The sequence below is a fragment of the Nocardia sp. JMUB6875 genome (genome assembly GCF_041154655.1).
Taxonomy (GTDB): Bacteria; Actinomycetota; Actinomycetes; order Mycobacteriales; family Mycobacteriaceae; genus Nocardia.
In genome coordinates this window covers 1-16,106 of sequence record NZ_BAAFGR010000167.1, presented here as the reverse complement: position 1 = coordinate 16,106, position 16,106 = coordinate 1, and the positions used below count along the sequence as shown (strand labels likewise).

The 16,106-nt window shown below is 66.1% G+C and carries 17 protein-coding genes; 12 read left to right on the top strand and 5 right to left on the bottom strand.

Going from position 1 to position 16,106, the window contains the following annotated elements:
• Positions 1 to 77 precede the first annotated feature (77 nt).
• Together ACAM49_RS32055 and trxA are read left to right on the top strand one after the other, a co-directional pair.
• Positions 78 to 1,028: a MerR family transcriptional regulator gene (locus tag ACAM49_RS32055; RefSeq protein ID WP_369639303.1), complete on the top strand. Its 951-nt coding sequence runs from the start codon at positions 78 to 80 to the stop codon at positions 1,026 to 1,028.
• A complete protein-coding gene (gene trxA / locus ACAM49_RS32050) occupies positions 1,025 to 1,366 on the top strand; it encodes a thioredoxin (protein ID WP_369639302.1) in 342 nt (113 codons plus the stop codon). The genes ACAM49_RS32055 and trxA overlap by 4 nt, the downstream gene beginning before the upstream one ends.
• Positions 1,367 to 1,384: 18 nt before the next feature.
• On the opposite strand, the gene ACAM49_RS32045 is transcribed toward trxA, so the two are convergent.
• The gene (locus ACAM49_RS32045; RefSeq protein ID WP_369639301.1) at positions 1,385 to 1,819 is read right to left on the bottom strand and encodes an SRPBCC domain-containing protein; all 435 of its coding nucleotides are present in this window, start codon (positions 1,817 to 1,819) and stop codon (positions 1,385 to 1,387) included.
• Between the two features lie 167 nt (positions 1,820 to 1,986).
• Here ACAM49_RS32045 and ACAM49_RS32040 point away from each other — a divergent pair, with 167 nt between their 5' ends.
• On the top strand, positions 1,987 to 3,147 hold the full coding sequence (locus tag ACAM49_RS32040) for a serine hydrolase domain-containing protein (RefSeq protein WP_369639300.1): 1,161 nt from the start codon (positions 1,987 to 1,989) through the stop codon (positions 3,145 to 3,147).
• Between the two features lie 34 nt (positions 3,148 to 3,181).
• Here the strand turns inward: ACAM49_RS32040 and ACAM49_RS32035 are convergent, their stop codons facing one another.
• Positions 3,182 to 3,898: a MerR family transcriptional regulator gene (locus ACAM49_RS32035; RefSeq protein ID WP_369639299.1), complete on the bottom strand. Its 717-nt coding sequence runs from the start codon at positions 3,896 to 3,898 to the stop codon at positions 3,182 to 3,184.
• Positions 3,899 to 3,957: 59 nt separating this feature from the next.
• On the opposite strand from ACAM49_RS32035, the gene ACAM49_RS32030 reads away from it, so the two are divergent.
• Positions 3,958 to 4,425: a DUF6194 family protein gene (locus ACAM49_RS32030; protein WP_369639298.1), complete on the top strand. Its 468-nt coding sequence runs from the start codon at positions 3,958 to 3,960 to the stop codon at positions 4,423 to 4,425.
• Here the strand turns inward: ACAM49_RS32030 and ACAM49_RS32025 are convergent.
• Both ACAM49_RS32025 and ACAM49_RS32020 read right to left on the bottom strand, forming a co-directional pair.
• Complete coding sequence (locus ACAM49_RS32025) at positions 4,401 to 4,745, bottom strand: hypothetical protein (RefSeq protein ID WP_369639297.1); 345 nt, start codon at positions 4,743 to 4,745, stop codon at positions 4,401 to 4,403. The genes ACAM49_RS32030 and ACAM49_RS32025 overlap by 25 nt on opposite strands.
• A gap of 149 nt (positions 4,746 to 4,894) precedes the next feature.
• Complete coding sequence (locus ACAM49_RS32020; RefSeq protein WP_369639296.1) at positions 4,895 to 5,740, bottom strand: hypothetical protein; 846 nt, start codon at positions 5,738 to 5,740, stop codon at positions 4,895 to 4,897.
• 326 nt (positions 5,741 to 6,066) lie between these two features.
• On the opposite strand from ACAM49_RS32020, the gene ACAM49_RS32015 reads away from it, so the two are divergent.
• Positions 6,067 to 7,167, top strand: coding sequence for a hypothetical protein (locus ACAM49_RS32015; protein ID WP_369639295.1), 1,101 nt, complete (start codon positions 6,067 to 6,069; stop codon positions 7,165 to 7,167).
• Positions 7,168 to 7,644: 477 nt separating this feature from the next.
• Positions 7,645 to 10,587 (top strand): Tn3 family transposase, encoded by a 2,943-nt coding sequence (locus ACAM49_RS32010; RefSeq protein WP_369639294.1) that lies wholly within the window; start codon positions 7,645 to 7,647, stop codon positions 10,585 to 10,587.
• Between the two features lie 34 nt (positions 10,588 to 10,621).
• On the opposite strand, the gene ACAM49_RS32005 is transcribed toward ACAM49_RS32010, so the two are convergent.
• Positions 10,622 to 11,617: a helix-turn-helix transcriptional regulator gene (locus ACAM49_RS32005; protein WP_369639293.1), complete on the bottom strand. Its 996-nt coding sequence runs from the start codon at positions 11,615 to 11,617 to the stop codon at positions 10,622 to 10,624.
• Positions 11,618 to 11,854: 237 nt separating this feature from the next.
• Between ACAM49_RS32005 and ACAM49_RS32000 the strand changes: the two genes are divergently transcribed.
• The 6 genes from ACAM49_RS32000 to ACAM49_RS31975 all read left to right on the top strand — a co-directional run.
• A complete protein-coding gene (locus ACAM49_RS32000) occupies positions 11,855 to 12,202 on the top strand; it encodes a nuclear transport factor 2 family protein (protein WP_369639292.1) in 348 nt (115 codons plus the stop codon).
• A 14-nt stretch (positions 12,203 to 12,216) separates the two neighbouring features.
• Positions 12,217 to 13,071 (top strand): VOC family protein, encoded by an 855-nt coding sequence (locus ACAM49_RS31995; protein ID WP_369639291.1) that lies wholly within the window; start codon positions 12,217 to 12,219, stop codon positions 13,069 to 13,071.
• A 38-nt stretch (positions 13,072 to 13,109) separates the two neighbouring features.
• A complete protein-coding gene (locus ACAM49_RS31990) occupies positions 13,110 to 13,922 on the top strand; it encodes a DUF3658 domain-containing protein (protein ID WP_369639290.1) in 813 nt (270 codons plus the stop codon).
• Between the two features lie 197 nt (positions 13,923 to 14,119).
• Entirely contained in the window at positions 14,120 to 14,737 is a 618-nt protein-coding gene (locus ACAM49_RS31985; RefSeq protein ID WP_369639289.1) for a recombinase family protein, read from the top strand.
• Between the two features lie 85 nt (positions 14,738 to 14,822).
• Entirely contained in the window at positions 14,823 to 15,284 is a 462-nt protein-coding gene (locus ACAM49_RS31980; RefSeq protein ID WP_369639288.1) for a hypothetical protein, read from the top strand.
• A gap of 117 nt (positions 15,285 to 15,401) precedes the next feature.
• Positions 15,402 to 16,106 (top strand): SAM-dependent methyltransferase (locus ACAM49_RS31975; protein ID WP_369639287.1); only part of this gene is annotated, 705 nt, incomplete at its 3' end.

The window sequence follows — 16,106 nt, the reverse complement described above, 5'->3', positions numbered from 1 at the left end:
GCCCAGATCTCCGCCACCATCCCGCCACACGACCGGGGTTGACCTTGCCCCTGGGGGCAGCGTTTAGATTCGGCGGTATGCGGATTGGGGAAGTTGCTCGGCTGGCGGAGGTGAGTCCGAAGGCTATTCGGCGGTATGAGGCGCTGGGGTTGGTGGAGCCGACTCGGCAGGCCAATGGGTATCGGGAGTATGACGACGAGACCGTGCGGCTGGTTCGGGAGATTCGGGTGTTGAATCGGCTCGGGATTCCGGTAGAGGAGACGCGGCCGTTTCTGGAATGCCTGGTGGCGGGTGGGGAGCATGGGGATGACTGTCCGGAGTCGCTGGTCGAGTATCACCGGGCCATCGAGGATTTGAATGCGCAGATCGAGGTGCTGACGGCGCGGCGGGATGGGCTGGTGCGGCGTTTGCGGGAGGCCGCGTATCGGCGGAGTGGTGTGACGCCGCCGGAGCAGGTTCAGGATCTGACGACTTTGCCTGCGGGGCTGCCGGTTCCGGTCGATGATGGTGCGGCCGACCATCTGGTCGGGCTCCGGTCGCCCACGGTGCGACTCGAGGACACCGACGGCAGCCTCATCGATCTTGCTGAGCTGGGTCGCGGCCGCACCGCCATCTACCTCTATCCGCTGACCGGTCGTCCCGACGCCGACATTCCCGCGGGCTGGAGTGAGATTCCGGGTGCGCGCGGCTGCACCACCCAGGCGTGCGGCTTCCGTGACCATCATGCGGAGCTGCTGGCCGCCGGGATCGAGCGCGTCTTCGGAATGTCGAGCCAGACGTCCGAGTACCAGCGGGAAGTCGTCTCTCGCCTGCACCTGCCCTTCGCGATGCTGTCCGATCCCGACTTCCTGCTGGCCGACGAATTATCGCTTCCCACCTTCGAATTCGAGGGCGTGCGGCTGTACAAGCGGCTGACCCTCATCATCCGGGACGGCGTGATCGAGCACGTCTTCTACCCGATCTTCCCGCCGGACCAGCACGCGGCGGAACTGCTGCGCTGGCTACACGAAAAGGCTGAATCCCGATGACCGATATCGCTTCCGTCTCCGACGACACCTTCGAGGCCCAGGTCCTGGGGCACCAGGGCTCCGTCCTGGTCGACTTCTGGGCCGAGTGGTGCCCGCCGTGCCGCATGATCAATCCGGTGCTCGCCGAGATCGCCGCCGAGCGGTCGGACAGCTTGACCATCTACAAGCTCAATTCCGACGAAAACCCCGGTGCGGTGCGGGAATACAAGGTCATGTCCCAGCCGACGCTGCTGCTCTTCCATGATGGCCGCCTGGTCCGAACCCTCGTCGGCGCGCGCTCGAAGAAGAGGCTCCTGTCCGAGCTCGACGCCGCGCTGGCCGAGGCCGCGGTGCGTTAGGCCTCGACGCCACCGAGGTCAATTCGCCTGTGCGAGATACTGTTCGAGGCCGTCGAGAACCGATTGCCAGGTCTTCTCGGACTCCGTGATCTCGCCCTCGCTCTTGTTGTTGCCCTGCCGGATGGTCAGCTCGGTCCCGCCGGGCGCGGGCTCCAGCGCCCAGGTGACGGTGTGGTAGTTCTCGGGGGTGTCGGGCAGGCCGGTGAGCGGGCTGTAATGGCTCACCCGCAACCGTTTCGCGGGTTCGAACGCCAGGACCTCGCCGCGATCCTCGTATTGTTTGCCCTGCCATTCACCGCGCCACACGATGCTCTCGCCCACCTGCCAATCGGTCACCACTTCGGTGCCGAAGAAGTATTGAGTGATCTCGGCGGGATCGGTGAGCGCCCGCCAAACGCGTTCGGGTGGGTGCGGGAGGGTGGTCGTCGCAACCGCGTCGGCAAATTCCGTCATGATGGTCCACCTCTCTCATCGATGTTGATTCCACGCTAGGCCGACCCGGCGACCTGCGATTGGATAAACACGACAGCCGGCGACGCGTGCTGGGGGTCTACCCCCACCCGGATTTCGGGGTGTTTGCCGGATCCGCCGCGCTGGTCGGTGAAACTAGCGTTCAGGCAATGAGTTCGACTTCACGAAGGCGTCTCGCCATTGCCCTCCCGGTTGCCGCGGTGCTGGCCGCATGTGCCGTTGCCGCCGTCGTCGAGAGCGACGATTCGTCACCCCGAGGACAGCTGAGCCAGGATGTCGAGGCGATTCACGCGCTCGGGATCAGCGGGGTGCAGGCCCGGGCGATCGCGGCCGACGGCGGCGAGACGGTCGCCACCAGCGGCGTCTCCGACGTGAACACCGGTGCCCCGGTCCCGGCCGACGGTTATTTCCGCATGGCCAGCACCTCCAAGACGCTGGTCGCCACCGTGATCCTGCAACTCGAGGCCGAGGGCAAACTCGGGCTGGACGACACGGTGGAGCGTTGGCTGCCCGGTGTCGTGCAGGGCAATGGCAACGACGGCGGCCGGATCAGCCTCCGGCAATTGCTGCAGCACACCAGCGGAATCCACGACGACCTGCCCGGATACACCACCGCGGACGAGTACTACCAGCAGCGCCACGACTTCTACACCTCCGAGCAGCTGGTCTCGCGCGCCATGGCCCACGCGCTGGACTTCGCGCCCGGCGAGGGCTGGGCGTACGCCAACACCAACTACATCTTGCTCGGCATGATCACGCAGAAGGTCACCGGTCGGCCGATCCACCAGGAGATCGAGGACCGCATCGTGAAGCCCCTCGCCCTCGACGGAACCCGTTGGCTCGGAACGGCATCCACCCTTCCGGACCCGCACGCCAAGGCCTACCAACTCTTCAGCGCCGATTCCCGGGTCGACGTCACCGAGCAGATCCCGGTCGATCCCGAAGACCTGTCCTGGGTCACCACCACCCGCGACGAGAACACCTTCTTCCGCGCACTGCTCGGAGGCCGCCTGCTGCCCGCCCGCCAACTGGATGCGATGAAACAGACCGTTCCCGTGAGCGCGGAGCTCGAGCAGATGTGGCCGGGCGGCCGCTACGGACTCGGCCTGGCGCAGCGCCCGCTGTCCTGCGGCGGCACCTATTGGAGTCACGAGGGCGGCGACGCCGGGTACATCACCCTCAACGGTGTCACCGAGGATGGCACGCGCAGCGTCGTCGTCTCGATGTCCGAGGCCCTGGGCGATACCCCCGAACACATTCTGGCTCAAGAGAAGACGGCCGGCGCACTGATCGATCACGCCCTGTGCTGACAGACCTTCCGGGCATTGCCCAGGGTGCGACCGATCAAGCGAGCCCGCGCAAGGCGTGGAGTTCGGCCGCTCCCTCGAGCAGGGCGAGTGCGCGCGATTCGATACTCGCGTCGCGGACTTCGAGGCGGGTCAGCACGTCACTCCACCGTCGGGTGTCCCGGAATTCGGTCATGAGAATGCGCAGGGCGGGAATGCCGTACCCGGCGCGCCGGAGCTGATGGACGATGCGGGCGTCGCGGACGTCGGATGGCGTGTAGGTGCGCGCGTCGCGGGTCGGCGTGCGGCCGGGGCACACCAATCCCGCTGTGTCCCAATGCCGCAGCGTCGAGGTGCGCAGGCCGAGGGCATCGGCCAGCTCGGCGATGGTCATGGCATCGGAACCGCGGACATCGGCGATCGGCTCCTCGCTGATGTGCCGCACCGCGGCCCGCGTGGCGGCGAGGTCGCGACGTTCGGTGGCGAGACCGGCATGCACCGAATCGAGCAGCTCGAGCATGGTCGCGGGGGAGTCGCCATGCGCCGCACGCACTATGGTCTTGGCCTCGACGGGTCCCGCTCCGGCCGCGAGAGCGCGATAGGCCCGAGCCGACACCACATGGATGCCGTCGTACACCCGGTATCCGCTCGGCGTGCGCTTCGCGGGCGGCAGCACCCCGTCGCGTTCCAGATTGCGAATCTGCTGCACCGAGTACCCGGACAGCCGCGCCACCTCCGCGGTACGCAGAACCGTCGAGTTGCGACTTCGGCCCACCCGACCTCCGGTTTCTCCGCACAAGTCTCCACAAGCACTTCAAGTTCACGATAGAACTCATGGATATCGACGAGATCACCGAGTTCATCGAGAACCTGGGCGGAGTCCTGACCCTCGCCCCCGGACCGGGCAGCGGCTTCCCGGAGATCGCCTGGGGTGACAAGTTCTTCTACTACGCCCCCGACGGCCAGGTTCCCACCCGAACCCAACCCTTCGCCACCATCGTGACCAAGGACTACCCCGACGACACAGCCTCGGACCTGAACCGCCCCGGCGTCTTCCGCCTGAACATCAGCGCGGGCAAGGCAGCGTTCATCGACACCCTCGGCCACACCCCACGCGACACCGCCGAGCACCCCGCGGACGCCAGCCGAACCGACACCTGGATCGCACACCCCGTCTACTCGAGCGCCGCCTGGTTATCGGTCGTGAATCCCTCGACTAACACCGAAACCGCCGTCGAGAGACTCCTGTCCCTCGCACACGAGCGTGCCCGTGCCGCCTACAACCGGTCCAATTCCTTCTGAACGGTCGCGAACCACGCTTGCGTGCCGACCAATCCGGCCTCGATGTCCTTGCGAGCGCCATTGAAGCCGTACAGGTTTCCCGCCAAAAGGGTCAGTACCGACCCTTCGTTCTCCTCGAGCTCCTCCAGCATCGCGGTGTCGCCCAGCAGGTACGCGACAGCGGCGAGGTCACCGTTCGACCATTCGGACCGATACGCGTCCCACCCGTGCTGGCGGACCTCGAGGGCCCGGCCGACCAGCTCCGCGCGCAGGGCGTCACGATCGGCATCGGTGGGCCGCCGCGTCTTCAGGTGATCCCAGCTGATCGGTTCCTCGGACACCTCGGATTCCGTCCTTCCGCATTGACCCCTCGCGACCGCATGACCTCCCCAGGCTAGTCGGCTAGAGACACGGAAACGCGGCCGGTGCGGCTTCGAGAAGCCACACCGACCGCGTCCGATCGGATCCGCGTGCGCGGATCAGGTGCGGGTCAGGGCTTGGGCGCGCAGTTGGCGGGCGGCACGAAGCCCTGGTTCGCCACATTGTCGCCGAGCAGGACCGTCTCCTTGGCGAAGACGGGAGTCTGACCGGGGGCCGTGATCTTGATGGTGAAGGATTCGGTCTTCTCCGTCGCGGTCGCGGTGCACAGCGCGGTCCAGGCGATCTTCTGCCCGTTGTCGATGATCGAGGCTCCGACGTAGCCCTTCTTGGGCTCGGTGCTGGTCACCAGCTCGATCTTCGGGGTGACCCCGGCCGGGGCGTCGACCAGTTCGGCGATGGGGGTCTCGGCGCGGCCGGCGGTGTTCACCGAGGCGCGGTCCTCCTTGGCGACCATCTTCGCGGCCTGTCCGGTACCCGCGGTGGTGGTCACCAGCGTGTTGGACTGCGAGTTGGTGTCGAACGCACCGTTCGGCGCGAAGCCCTTCACGACCGCCTGGCTGGCGATATTGGTCTTGTCGGGGGTCTGGGTGGCGACCATGACGGTCATGGTGGCGGACCCGCTCTTGGTCTTGGTGACCTCACCCAGATTGAACACGACCTTGTTGCCCTGGCGAGTGCCGCCGGTCTGATAGACCGTGCTGTCCGGAATCGTCACCTCGGCAACGATATTGCTGAACGCGTCGTTCCCGGCGGTGCTCACCGTCAGCGTGCACGCCACCTCGTCGCCGGGGAAGAGCTTGCCCGGGGTCTGCACATCACGGCACTCGTACTTGGTCGTCGGTCCCGCGACGGCATAGGCCGGAGCGGCCGCGATCTGCAGCGCGCCGGCGCCGAGTGCGAACGCCGACGCGACCATTACGGCACGTTTCACCACGGGCTTGGGGGCACTGGTCATGGTCTTCTCACCTTCCTGGTGGCTAGTTCCTGCACCGAGGATCGGCGGATCGACTCTGCATTCACCAATGAACGACTAACGGCCAGTTTTGGTACGTCCGTACTACCGTGCCCAGTTTTTCGTGAGATTCGTTGATATTGCGTAGCGTTGGCTGCGACCAAACGTAAACGTATTGTTGGCGAGGTCGAAACGGGGGAGCGGGAATCCTAACCGCCGATAACGTTCACTTATCGGGGGTCAGAACAGGATCGATTGATTTGCGTCCCTTAGGGTTTCGTTTCGTGTTGTTCCGTTGGATTTGACGAAACCAACGCTACGATTCCCTCGTGTCGAGCATCTGCAACTACCCGGGCTGCACCAAACCGATCACTCGCGCCGGAGGGCCGGGACGGCCGTCGGAATACTGTGAGCACCCCGACCACACCCGGTGGCGGGCGTGGCGGGAACGACAGCGGCGGCAACAGGCGGAGGGCGAGACCCCGGGCGCGAACGTCACTGTGACGCAACAGGGTCCGGCGACGGTGGCCCGGCTTCGCGCGGATGAACTGCTCGGACAGTTCCGGACACTGGCCGATCAGCTGGGCACGACGCTGACCGCAGCGGTGGCCGAATTGTCCACCCTCGCCGATCCCGCCGTGGCGGAGGCGCAGGTCCAAGCTGTACAGGCGGATGCGGCCCGGCGGATCGCCGAGGCGGAGATGGCCACGGTGGCCGCCGAGCAGAAGCGGCGGGAGGCCGAGGAGGAAAGGGCGGCAGCCGAATCGGCGGCCGAGGATGCGGCGCTGGCGGCGGAAGCGGCCGAGGCGCGGATCAATGAGGCGATTGCCGCCCGCGATGACGCGCTGAAGGAGGTCGAGCGGGTCACCAAGCAGGCGGCCGATGATGTGTTCGCCGCGCGCGCCGAGGCGGAGGCCGAAATCCGCACCATCCGAAGGGAAGCCGCCGAGGACGTCGAGCGGGCCAGGCAGCAGGCGAACGAGGATATCGAGCTGGCGCGTTCCAAGGCGGCCGCCGAGATCGAGCAGGTCCGTCGCGACAGCGGCCAGCGCATCACCGCCGCCGGCGCGGAGCGTGACCTCGCCGTCCAGCGCGCCGCCGATGCCGAGCGCGCCATCGAACGCGCCGAAGCCGCGGTGACCGAACGCAATCAGGTCGTCGCCGAAACCAAGGACGAGCTCAAGCAGGCACGCGGCGCACTGGACCGGGCGCGCACCGAACTCGCCGAGATGCGCCGCCAGGCCGCCGAGGATCTGGCCGCGATCCGTAAGGAATCGGCCGCCGCCGTGGAGAAGGCCCGCCAGGAGGCCGCCGAACGCCTTGCCGCCCTGGACGATGCACGCACCCAGACCCTGGCCCGCGCCGAACGCGCGGAAAAGCAGCTCGACGCCCTGCTCGCCCAGCGTGCACGCGTCACCGAGAAGAGCTGACACTCGCACCCGACTCGATCGATAAATGAATCATCGCTATCGATAAATCCCCCACAGAACTAGGGGCACCGAGTGCGATGGCTTCCGCCAACCCGGGCCCATAGGGTCGATCCGGGGGTGTCGATACCCCTTGGTTCGTAACGGCCGGTTCGATGTGCGGACCGGTGAAAGTTGTTCTGGTGCAGCGGATGAGTCGGGGCTGGGGCTGCGCCCTCAGGAGGATTTGATGTCCGCTTTGGCGGGGTGGAACGGTCGGTCGCGCGTGCGGATGGTGACGCGTATCGCGGTGCTCGCGGTGACACCGGTGGTGGCATTGGTCGCGGGTTGCTCGAGCGATTCGGGGAAGTCGGGGTGCCGGTAAGGATCGTGTCACCAGCCGCAAAGGTGGGGCGACCACCGAAGGTTCGCCGGTAAGGATCGTGTTACCTGCCGCAAACCGCCTGTGGCGGTGGTGGTCTCGGTGTAGTTTGCGCGTCTGTGGCGCGTGAGCTGGACCCCGACGAACTGATCGACCATTGGACGCTTGTCGGGGACGAGCCCGAGCTGATCGGTGGCAAGCGCGGTACTACTCGGCTGGGGTTCGCGATCTTGCTGCGGTTCTATACTGAACGGGGGCGGTTTCCGCGCGGGCGGGCCGAGATCGCGGACGAGGCAATCGATTATGTGGCCCGCCAGGTGGGGGTTGAGCGGACCGAGATCGCGTTCTACGAGTGGTCGGGCCGCACGATCGAGTATCACCGCGCTCAGATCCGCAAGGCACTCGGGTTCCGGGAATGCACCGTCGCCGACGCCGACGAGCTCACGTGGTGGCTGGTCGATCATGTGACCCAGATCGAACGCGGCGGCGAACGGGTCCGTGAGCATCTGCTGGCCGAATGCCGCCGCCGGAAGCTGGAGCCGCCCACCGCCGGCCGGATCGACCGCATCGTCCGCTCGGCGTTGAGCCGGGGCGAGGACGTCTTGTTCGACCGGGTGCTGTCCCGGTTGTCGACTCCTGTCGTGGCGAAGCTGGTGGCGCTGCTCGCTCCTGTCGCCGCGGAGACCGGTGAGCTGGAGGACGGCACCGCGGTGCTGGCGTCGATCCGCTCGGACCCGGGCAACGTCAGCCTGAACACGATGCTCACCGAGATCGCCAAGCTGGAAGCCGTCCGGGCCATCGGGGTGCCGGGCGAGGTGTTCGCCGATATCGCGCCGAAGATCGTGACCGGGTGGCGCGGCCGTGCGGCCGTGGAATCGCCCTCGCATCTGCGGGACCATCCGCTGCGTGTGCAGCTGACGCTGCTGGCGGCGTTGTTGCACTGCCGGTGCCGGGAGATCACCGACACGCTGGTAGAGCTGTTGAACTCGACCGTGCATCGGATCAACGCTCGCGCCGAAGTGCGGGTCACCAACGAGCTGATCAAGGAATTCAAGCGGGTCACCGGCAAGGAGAACCTGCTGTTCCGCGTCGCGGAGGCGACCGTCGACGCCGGGGACTCGCTGGTCCGCGACACCGTGTACCCGGTGGCGTCGCAATCCACGCTGCGAGACCTGGTGGCGGAGTTCAAATCGTCGGGACCGACCTATCAGCGCACCGTCAAGGCCACCCTGCGGTCCTCCTACACCAACCACTACCGGGCCGGGCTGATCAAACTGCTGTCCGTGCTGGAGTTCCGCAGCAACAACACCACGCACCGCCCGGTACTCGACGCCCTCGCGCTGATCTCCCAATATGCGGGCGCGAACCTGCGCTACTACCCCTGCGACGAAGTTGTTCCGGCGCACCGCGGAATGAGCGGGGACTGGGGCGAGTTGGTGCACCAGAACGACCAACACGGCGAACGGCGGGTGGTGCGGATGGTGTACGAGATTTGCACCTTCCAGGCGCTGCGGGATCAGTTGCGGTGCAAGGAGATCTGGGTCGTCGGCGCGGATCGCTGGCGCAACCCGGCCGAAGACCTGCCGGGCGACTTCGAGGAACGCCGCACCGAGCACTACGGAGCTCTGCGCAAGCCCCTGGACCCGACCGAGTTCATCGAGGCGATGGCCGAGGAGATGCGCACCGAGCTCGACGCCCTGCACGCCGCCCTGCCGGACTGTCCCTGGTTGGAGATCAAGGAACGCCGCCAAGGCGCGATCAAGCTGTCCCCATTGCCGCCGGTGGCCGAACCCCGCAACCTGCGCAAGCTCAAAGCCCAGGTGCAGACCCGATGGGGTGTGGTGCCGTTGATCGACATCCTCAAGGAAGCGATCCTGCGGACCGGCTGTCTGCGGCCGGTGACTTCCGTCGCCGATCGGGGAAATCTGCCCGAAGACGTTCTGGCGGAACGGCTTCTATTGTCGATCTATGCCTACGGCACCAACACCGGCATCAAGGCGGTGGCCGGCGGCACCGACCGTCACAGCGAGGACGACATCCGCTACGCGCGGCGCCGGTATCTGAACGCCGAGGCGGCCCGGCGGATCGCGATCGAAATCGCCAACGCCACCTTCACCGCGCGGCGCACCGCGATCTGGGGCGAATCGTCCACCGCCATCGCGTCGGATTCCACGCATTTCGGGGCGTTCGATCAGAACATCTTCACCGAATACCACTCCCGCTACGGCCGCCGTGGCGTGCTCATCTACTGGTCGGTGGAGAAGGGCTCGGTGGTCATCCACTCCCAGCTGCTCAACTGCTCCGCCTCGGAGGTACACGCCATGGTCGACGGCGCGATCCACCACGGTACCGGGATGGCTGTAGAAGCGAATTATGTTGACAGCCATGGCCAGTCGGAAATCGGGTTCGGGGTCACGAAGCTGTTGGGATTCGATCTGCTGCCGCGGATCAAGCGCATCAACAAGGTCAAGCTGTATCGGCCCGTCGCCGGGGAACCGGACCTGTGGCAGGGGCTGAAACCGGCCATGACCAGGCCCATCAACTGGACGAAAATCGGTGAGCAGTACGACCAGATGCTCAAGTACGCCACCGCGATCCGCACCGGCACCGCCTCCACCGAGGCGATCCTGCGCCGGTTCATGAAGGCCAACGCCACCCACCCCACCTACCAGGCCATGATCGAACTCGGCCGCGCACAGAAGACGGTGTTTCTGGCCCGCTACCTGCGGTCGAGAGGGCTTCAACGGGAAATCAACGACGGGCTGAACGTGATCGAGTCGTGGAACCGGGCGAACTCCATCATCTTCTACGGCAAGAACTCCGAACTGGCGTCCAGCCGGCGCGACGAACAGGAAATGTCGGTGCTCTGTCTGCGGATCTGCCAGGCCGCGATGGTCTACGTCAACACCCTCATGATTCAGGATGTGCTCGCCGACCCGGAGTGGGACGGTGCGCTCACCGCCGAGGACGAGCGCGGCCTGACCCCGCTGTTCTGGTCCCATGTGCTCCCTTACGGCGAGGTCAAGCTCAACATGAATACCCGCCTGGCCCTCGGCGGCTAGCACGACCGTCGGGGAGCGTCTCAGCGGGGGCGGGTCACGACTGGCGGGGGTAGAGGTCTGTGATCTCGGCGGCTTTGTGGGCCAGGGCGTGGCGTACGTCGGCGGGTTCGAGGACTTCGACGTCGGTCCCGAAAGCCAGCAGTGCCTCGGAGGCGACCAGGGCGTGGAACTGGAGGCGGATCTCGACGTGTTCTGGTGCCGGATCAGCGCCGGAACCGAGGTCGTCGACAAGGATGGGTGGGGGTTCGGCAAGGTCGGCGGCGTGGAAGCGGAGGAATCGCGCCAGGGCTTCCCGCCGTACGCGGACTCGGACCTTCAGTGGCGTCGGGAATTCGTCGATGTAGCGGCGCAACCCGTCCCACACCTCGGGCAGTTCCAGGCCGCCGCGACGCTGCACAGGTTCGTCGAGGATCGCCGCCGAGGCGATCCGGTCGAGACGGAAGAGTTTGGGGTGGCCGCAGTGGTCGGCGACCAGGTACCAGACACCGGTCTTGTTGACCAGGCCATAGGGGTCCAGAGTGTAGGAGCGCACGCGGCTGTCCCGTCCGTGCCGGTAGCGCAGCCGCAGTCGCCGGTCGGTGAACACGGCGCGCTGAACGATGGCCAGCTCGGCAGGTGAGCGTTGAGGTCCGCCGCGCCAGCGGGTGGGGTCGATGAGAATGCGGCGACTGGCCAGATCGGCGTCGGGGCGGTACGCGGCGGGCAGGGCGGCCATGACCTTGCGCAGCGCGGATCCGAGCGCCGAGCCCAGACCGAGGTCGGTGTGGGCCCGGTCGGTGACCAGTACGAACAGGGCGCGGGCTTCGTCGGTCGTCAGGCCGGTCACGTCGGTGCGGTAGCCGGGCAGCAGAGCGATCCCACCGGTGCGGCCGCGCTCGGTGTAGACCGGAACACCGCTGGCAGACAGGGCGTCCACGTCGCGCATGATGGTGCGCACCGACACTTCGAGGCGGCCGGCCAGCTCGGCCGCCGACAGCCGGCCGTGGGTTTGCAACAGCAGCAGGATCGACAACAAGCGATCGGATTTCATGGCTCCCCGCCATCTCGGCGCAACAGCCGTGCGATAGATCACATCAGCGTCGGCAGCTATATAAGACGGAAGCTGTCATATATGACTGCCATCATCGACATTAGCAACTCAAATGATCGTTGCAAATATGCAGTTGACGGCCGGTAACTGACTTAGGCTCGACAGTTGGCAACTGATTGGCAATGTCGGGAGATACTGGCCGGATCCCATAGATCAACCAATCGAGAGGAGCTCGTCATGGCCACCGGAAAAGCCATCGAGATCGCGCGCGACTACTTCGCCGCCTGGACATCGAAGAACGTCGACAAGGCGACCGAATACCTCACCGAGAATGTCGAGATCATCGCCCCCAACGGCACGTTCACCGGACATCAGGGCTACCACGCCTATATGGACGGCTTCGTCACCATGCTCACCGGCGTCTCCGGCCTCACCGTCTACGGCGACGACACCACCGCGCTGTCGTGGTTCGACACCCATCTGCACCCCGTCCCGACCTTGACCGGCGCGGAACGCATCACGCTCACCGACGGCAAGATCAGCCGCCTCGAGGTCGTCTTCGACCAGACACCCCTCGCCGGCTGAGAAGGAGGCACATCATGCCAGCACCGGAAGTCACACCCACCGCGAACGAGCCGATCGCTGAAGGCGCCCCGTGCTTCATCGATTTGGCGACATCGAACATGGCTGAGACGCAAGCCTTTTACAGCTCGCTGTTCGGATGGGAGTACCACGAACCCACCCGCACACCGGCAGGCGCAGCGGACTACTACGCGATCACCTACAAGGGTGCCGATGTCGGCGCCGTGTTCTCACGCGAGGCTGCCGCGGGCCCGGCCGACCACTGGACCACCTACTTCAGCACCTCGGATATGCAGTCCACGTTCGCGAGGATCGAAGCGGCCGGAGGTCGGCGGATCTCCGGACCGGCTCCGATGCCCGGCATGGGAATTGGAGGTTCCGCGATCGATCCCACGGGAGCAGCATTCGGGTTGTGGCAGGCCGCGGGCTTCACCGGGTACGACCGCCGCCGGGCTTTCGACACCCCGGGCTGGCACGAACTGCTGACCCGAGACTTCCAGGGAGCCCAGCGATTCTACGAACAGGCTCTGGGCTGGAACTTCAAAACCCTCGACGGCACCGTCGAGCAGAGCGGTTTCGGATACGCCATGGCGTACTTCCCGCCCGCAGGTGTGCTCCTAGGTGTCCTGGAGGCGAAGAACATTCTGCCCGACGATGTTCCCGATCATTGGACCCCGTACTTCTACGTCACCGACGTGGACGCCAAGGCCGCGAAGGCGACAAGCCTCGGCGGCACCGTGTTGCGTCTCGAGGACGTGGTGGGTGACGCGGAAGGGCGTCTCACCCGCAGGGCCCTGATCGCCGATGTCACCGGCGCATCCTTCTCCATCCTCAAACCCAACCCACAGGAGTGGACGCCCATCACCTTGTGATGCGATGGCCGGACGCGGCGTGCGGAGACGGCGCAGCAATGAGCGAGACCCTCAGACGATATTCAGCTACCTTTGGGCACACTGGTTGGGTGGATACATTGCACCTGGTAGGCGGGCCGTCGGCAGCCGAAGCGCTGCGTGCAGCACTGAACGGCAACGCCGAGCACGCGAAGGACTTCGTCGAGTGGTTCCCCGATGACCTCAGCGCCGGGCCGCTGGACACCGACGCCCCCGCCGTCGGTGTCCAGCGGCGGCAATGGTGGCAGGACATGGTCGGCACCCGAACCGGCAGCGACCGGCTACACCTGGCCGAGAAACAGGCAGCTTTCTGGGAAAGAGCGGACGCCGCTGATCATCTCGTGGTCTGGTACGGCTGTGACAACGCTGGCGAGTTGTCGCTGTTCCACGCGTTGTGCGACAAGCTTCCCGGCAAGCCGTTCGACGTGGTGGGGCTCCCCGGGGCGATCGGAGCACGTACCCCCGACGAGCTTGCTCATCACCTGGCCGCCGCGCGCCCGGTCACCGCGGACGAACGCGCCGCGGCTCGTCGTATCTGGCAACGGCTGAAGCGGGAAAACCAGACCTTCCGCGTCATCAGCAGCGGCGAGCTGGTCTCCGCGTCGGCGGATCACTACGACAGCGCCCTGCTTGCGGCCGCGAATTCGGACTGGACCCCGATCGTCGGAGTCGTCGCCTCGGTCATGGCCGAAATGAACGTCGCCGACTCGCCCCTGTTCTGGCGGGTAAGGCTGCTGGTCGAATCCGGAGCGCTGGTCGCCGACGGTGATCCGTGGCTCGTGCGGCAAGTGAAAGTCAAACGCGCACAGCCACAACACTCGCACATCGGTTAGCCAGAGTGCGTCAGCCCGACATGTCCGAGCAGCGACCCACGCGGGCCGGATCCCCTGCGTCGCCGTAGGTGTTCCGAAAGCCGATCGGCCACCGGAACACCACGGTGCGTGGATGCCCGCCCAGCTCACAGCTGTTCCGTAGAGGTGTTCCGCGAACCATCCCGATCAACCCCCGCTATCCGGAACACTTGTAACGCATGGGTGACCCATTTCGCGTCGGATACTGCCGTTGCTCCACCGACGAACAGGACGTCGAGATCCAGACCGAGCAACTACTTGCGCTCGGAGTGCCGCGTGAGCGGATCTTCATCGATAAAGGCTTCTCCGGCACAACCCGCAAGAACCGGAACGGCCTCGACAACGCCCTAGCCGCGGTGACCTCAGCGGCGGCGGCCGCCATCGGGCGGCAGGTGGTGTTTACCACGACGAAGTTCGACCGGTTCGCGCGGAACATGGCCGAAGCCGGGGAGATCCTGACCGACCTGCGCAAGCGTGACGTCTTGTTCGGGCTCGGCAGCTCGATCTACGACTGGCACGACCCGTTCGGCAAGCTCTTCCTGCAAACGCTCGCCATGGTCGCCGAATTCGAAGCCAACCTCAACCACCTGCGCACCCGCGAAGGCATGGCCAAGGCCCGCGCGAAAGGCAGGCTCAAGGGCAAAGCGCCGAAACTGCCTCTGGCAGCACGGAAGACGATCCATCGCCGCTACCACGACCCCGCCGACGACGCGAGCCTGGCCGACCTCGCCAACGAGTACAGCGTCGGCCGATCCACCATCCACCGAATCATCAGCGGCCCCACCCCACGCGCCTAGCCCCGTCACTTGCGGCTGGTGACACATTCCTTACCAGCACCCCAAGTCGACGGCGACGGGGACCTCGGTGAAAACGTCGGTGACGGTGACGAGTTCGGTACCGGTCTCGACGAGCCCCGGCGCTGCTCCGGGTGCGCCCGCGGGCCAGCCCGGTGGCGGCAATCCGGGCCAGCAATCGCCTCGGGGCGGCAATGGGCAGCCGCCGCAGGCGAATTCGCCCGCCGAGCCGGGCGCCGATCCGGCAACCGATCAGCCGGGCCCGGCGCCGTATGTCAAGTGCACCGACCAGATCAACTACGCCGGTGACCCGCGCAGCAATGCCGAAATCAATATCCTCGGTGAGCAACTCGGCCACTGCCCGGATCCGGTCGTCGTCATCACCTCGGTCACCACCGTGCCCGCGACCACGACCACCGAAGCGGCCACCACAACCCCCGTCACCACCACTGCGGCACCGGTGACGACCACACCCCCGGCGGCCACCGTGGCCCCCACGACCACCGCCGACGTACCGACCACTCCGGCCGCCGCGACCACCGCGAAATAGACCCGTTCCGCCGCGCGCGGACAACTGGCGACAGTTGCGTGGATGCCGCAGGATTACCTGGTGGATAGCGGTATCGTCGGTGGGGAAAGAGGGGTGTGAAGGTTGAACATCAATGCCATGCGAGCACGGCAATCTCGGCCGAGCGTGGCACGCGTATACAGCTACGTGCTCGGCGGGCGCGACAACTACGGTGTCGACAAGGATCTCGGTGACTACTTCATCGAGGATCTACCCGGATCCGAGCTGCTGGCCATCACCAATCGGCACGCGATCCTGCGTGCCGCGAAAGTGATGGCCGCGGCGGGCATCCGCCAATTCATCGATATGGGCTGCGGGCTGCCCGCGGCGATCAATGTGCACGAGATCGTGCGTCAGGTGCAGCCGGACGCCCACGTCGTGTACATCGACGACGACCCGTTCGTGGTCGCGCACGGCCGCGCCCTGCTGGCCGTCGACGAGGGAATCGCGGTGGTGGAGGCCGACATTCGCGATCCCGGCGGCATCGAGAAGCACGCCGACATCCAGCGGCTGATCAACTTCGACGAGCCGGTGGCCCTGTTGTTCGGTGTCACGCTGAGTTTCGTCAATGACGAAGAGGATCCGGCGGGCATCGTCCAGTACTGGACCGACCGCATCGCCTCCGGCAGCCGAATCTATATCTCCCAGTTCCGATCCGGCACCACCCGCGAGGCGATAGCCACCGCGAACAAGATCCTGGAAGCCTTCGGCCGCGGCCGATTCCGCACCGACCAGGAAATCCTGTCCTGCTTCGGCACTCTCACCCTGGACGAGGACGGCCTCCGCCCCTGCGCCCAATGGCAC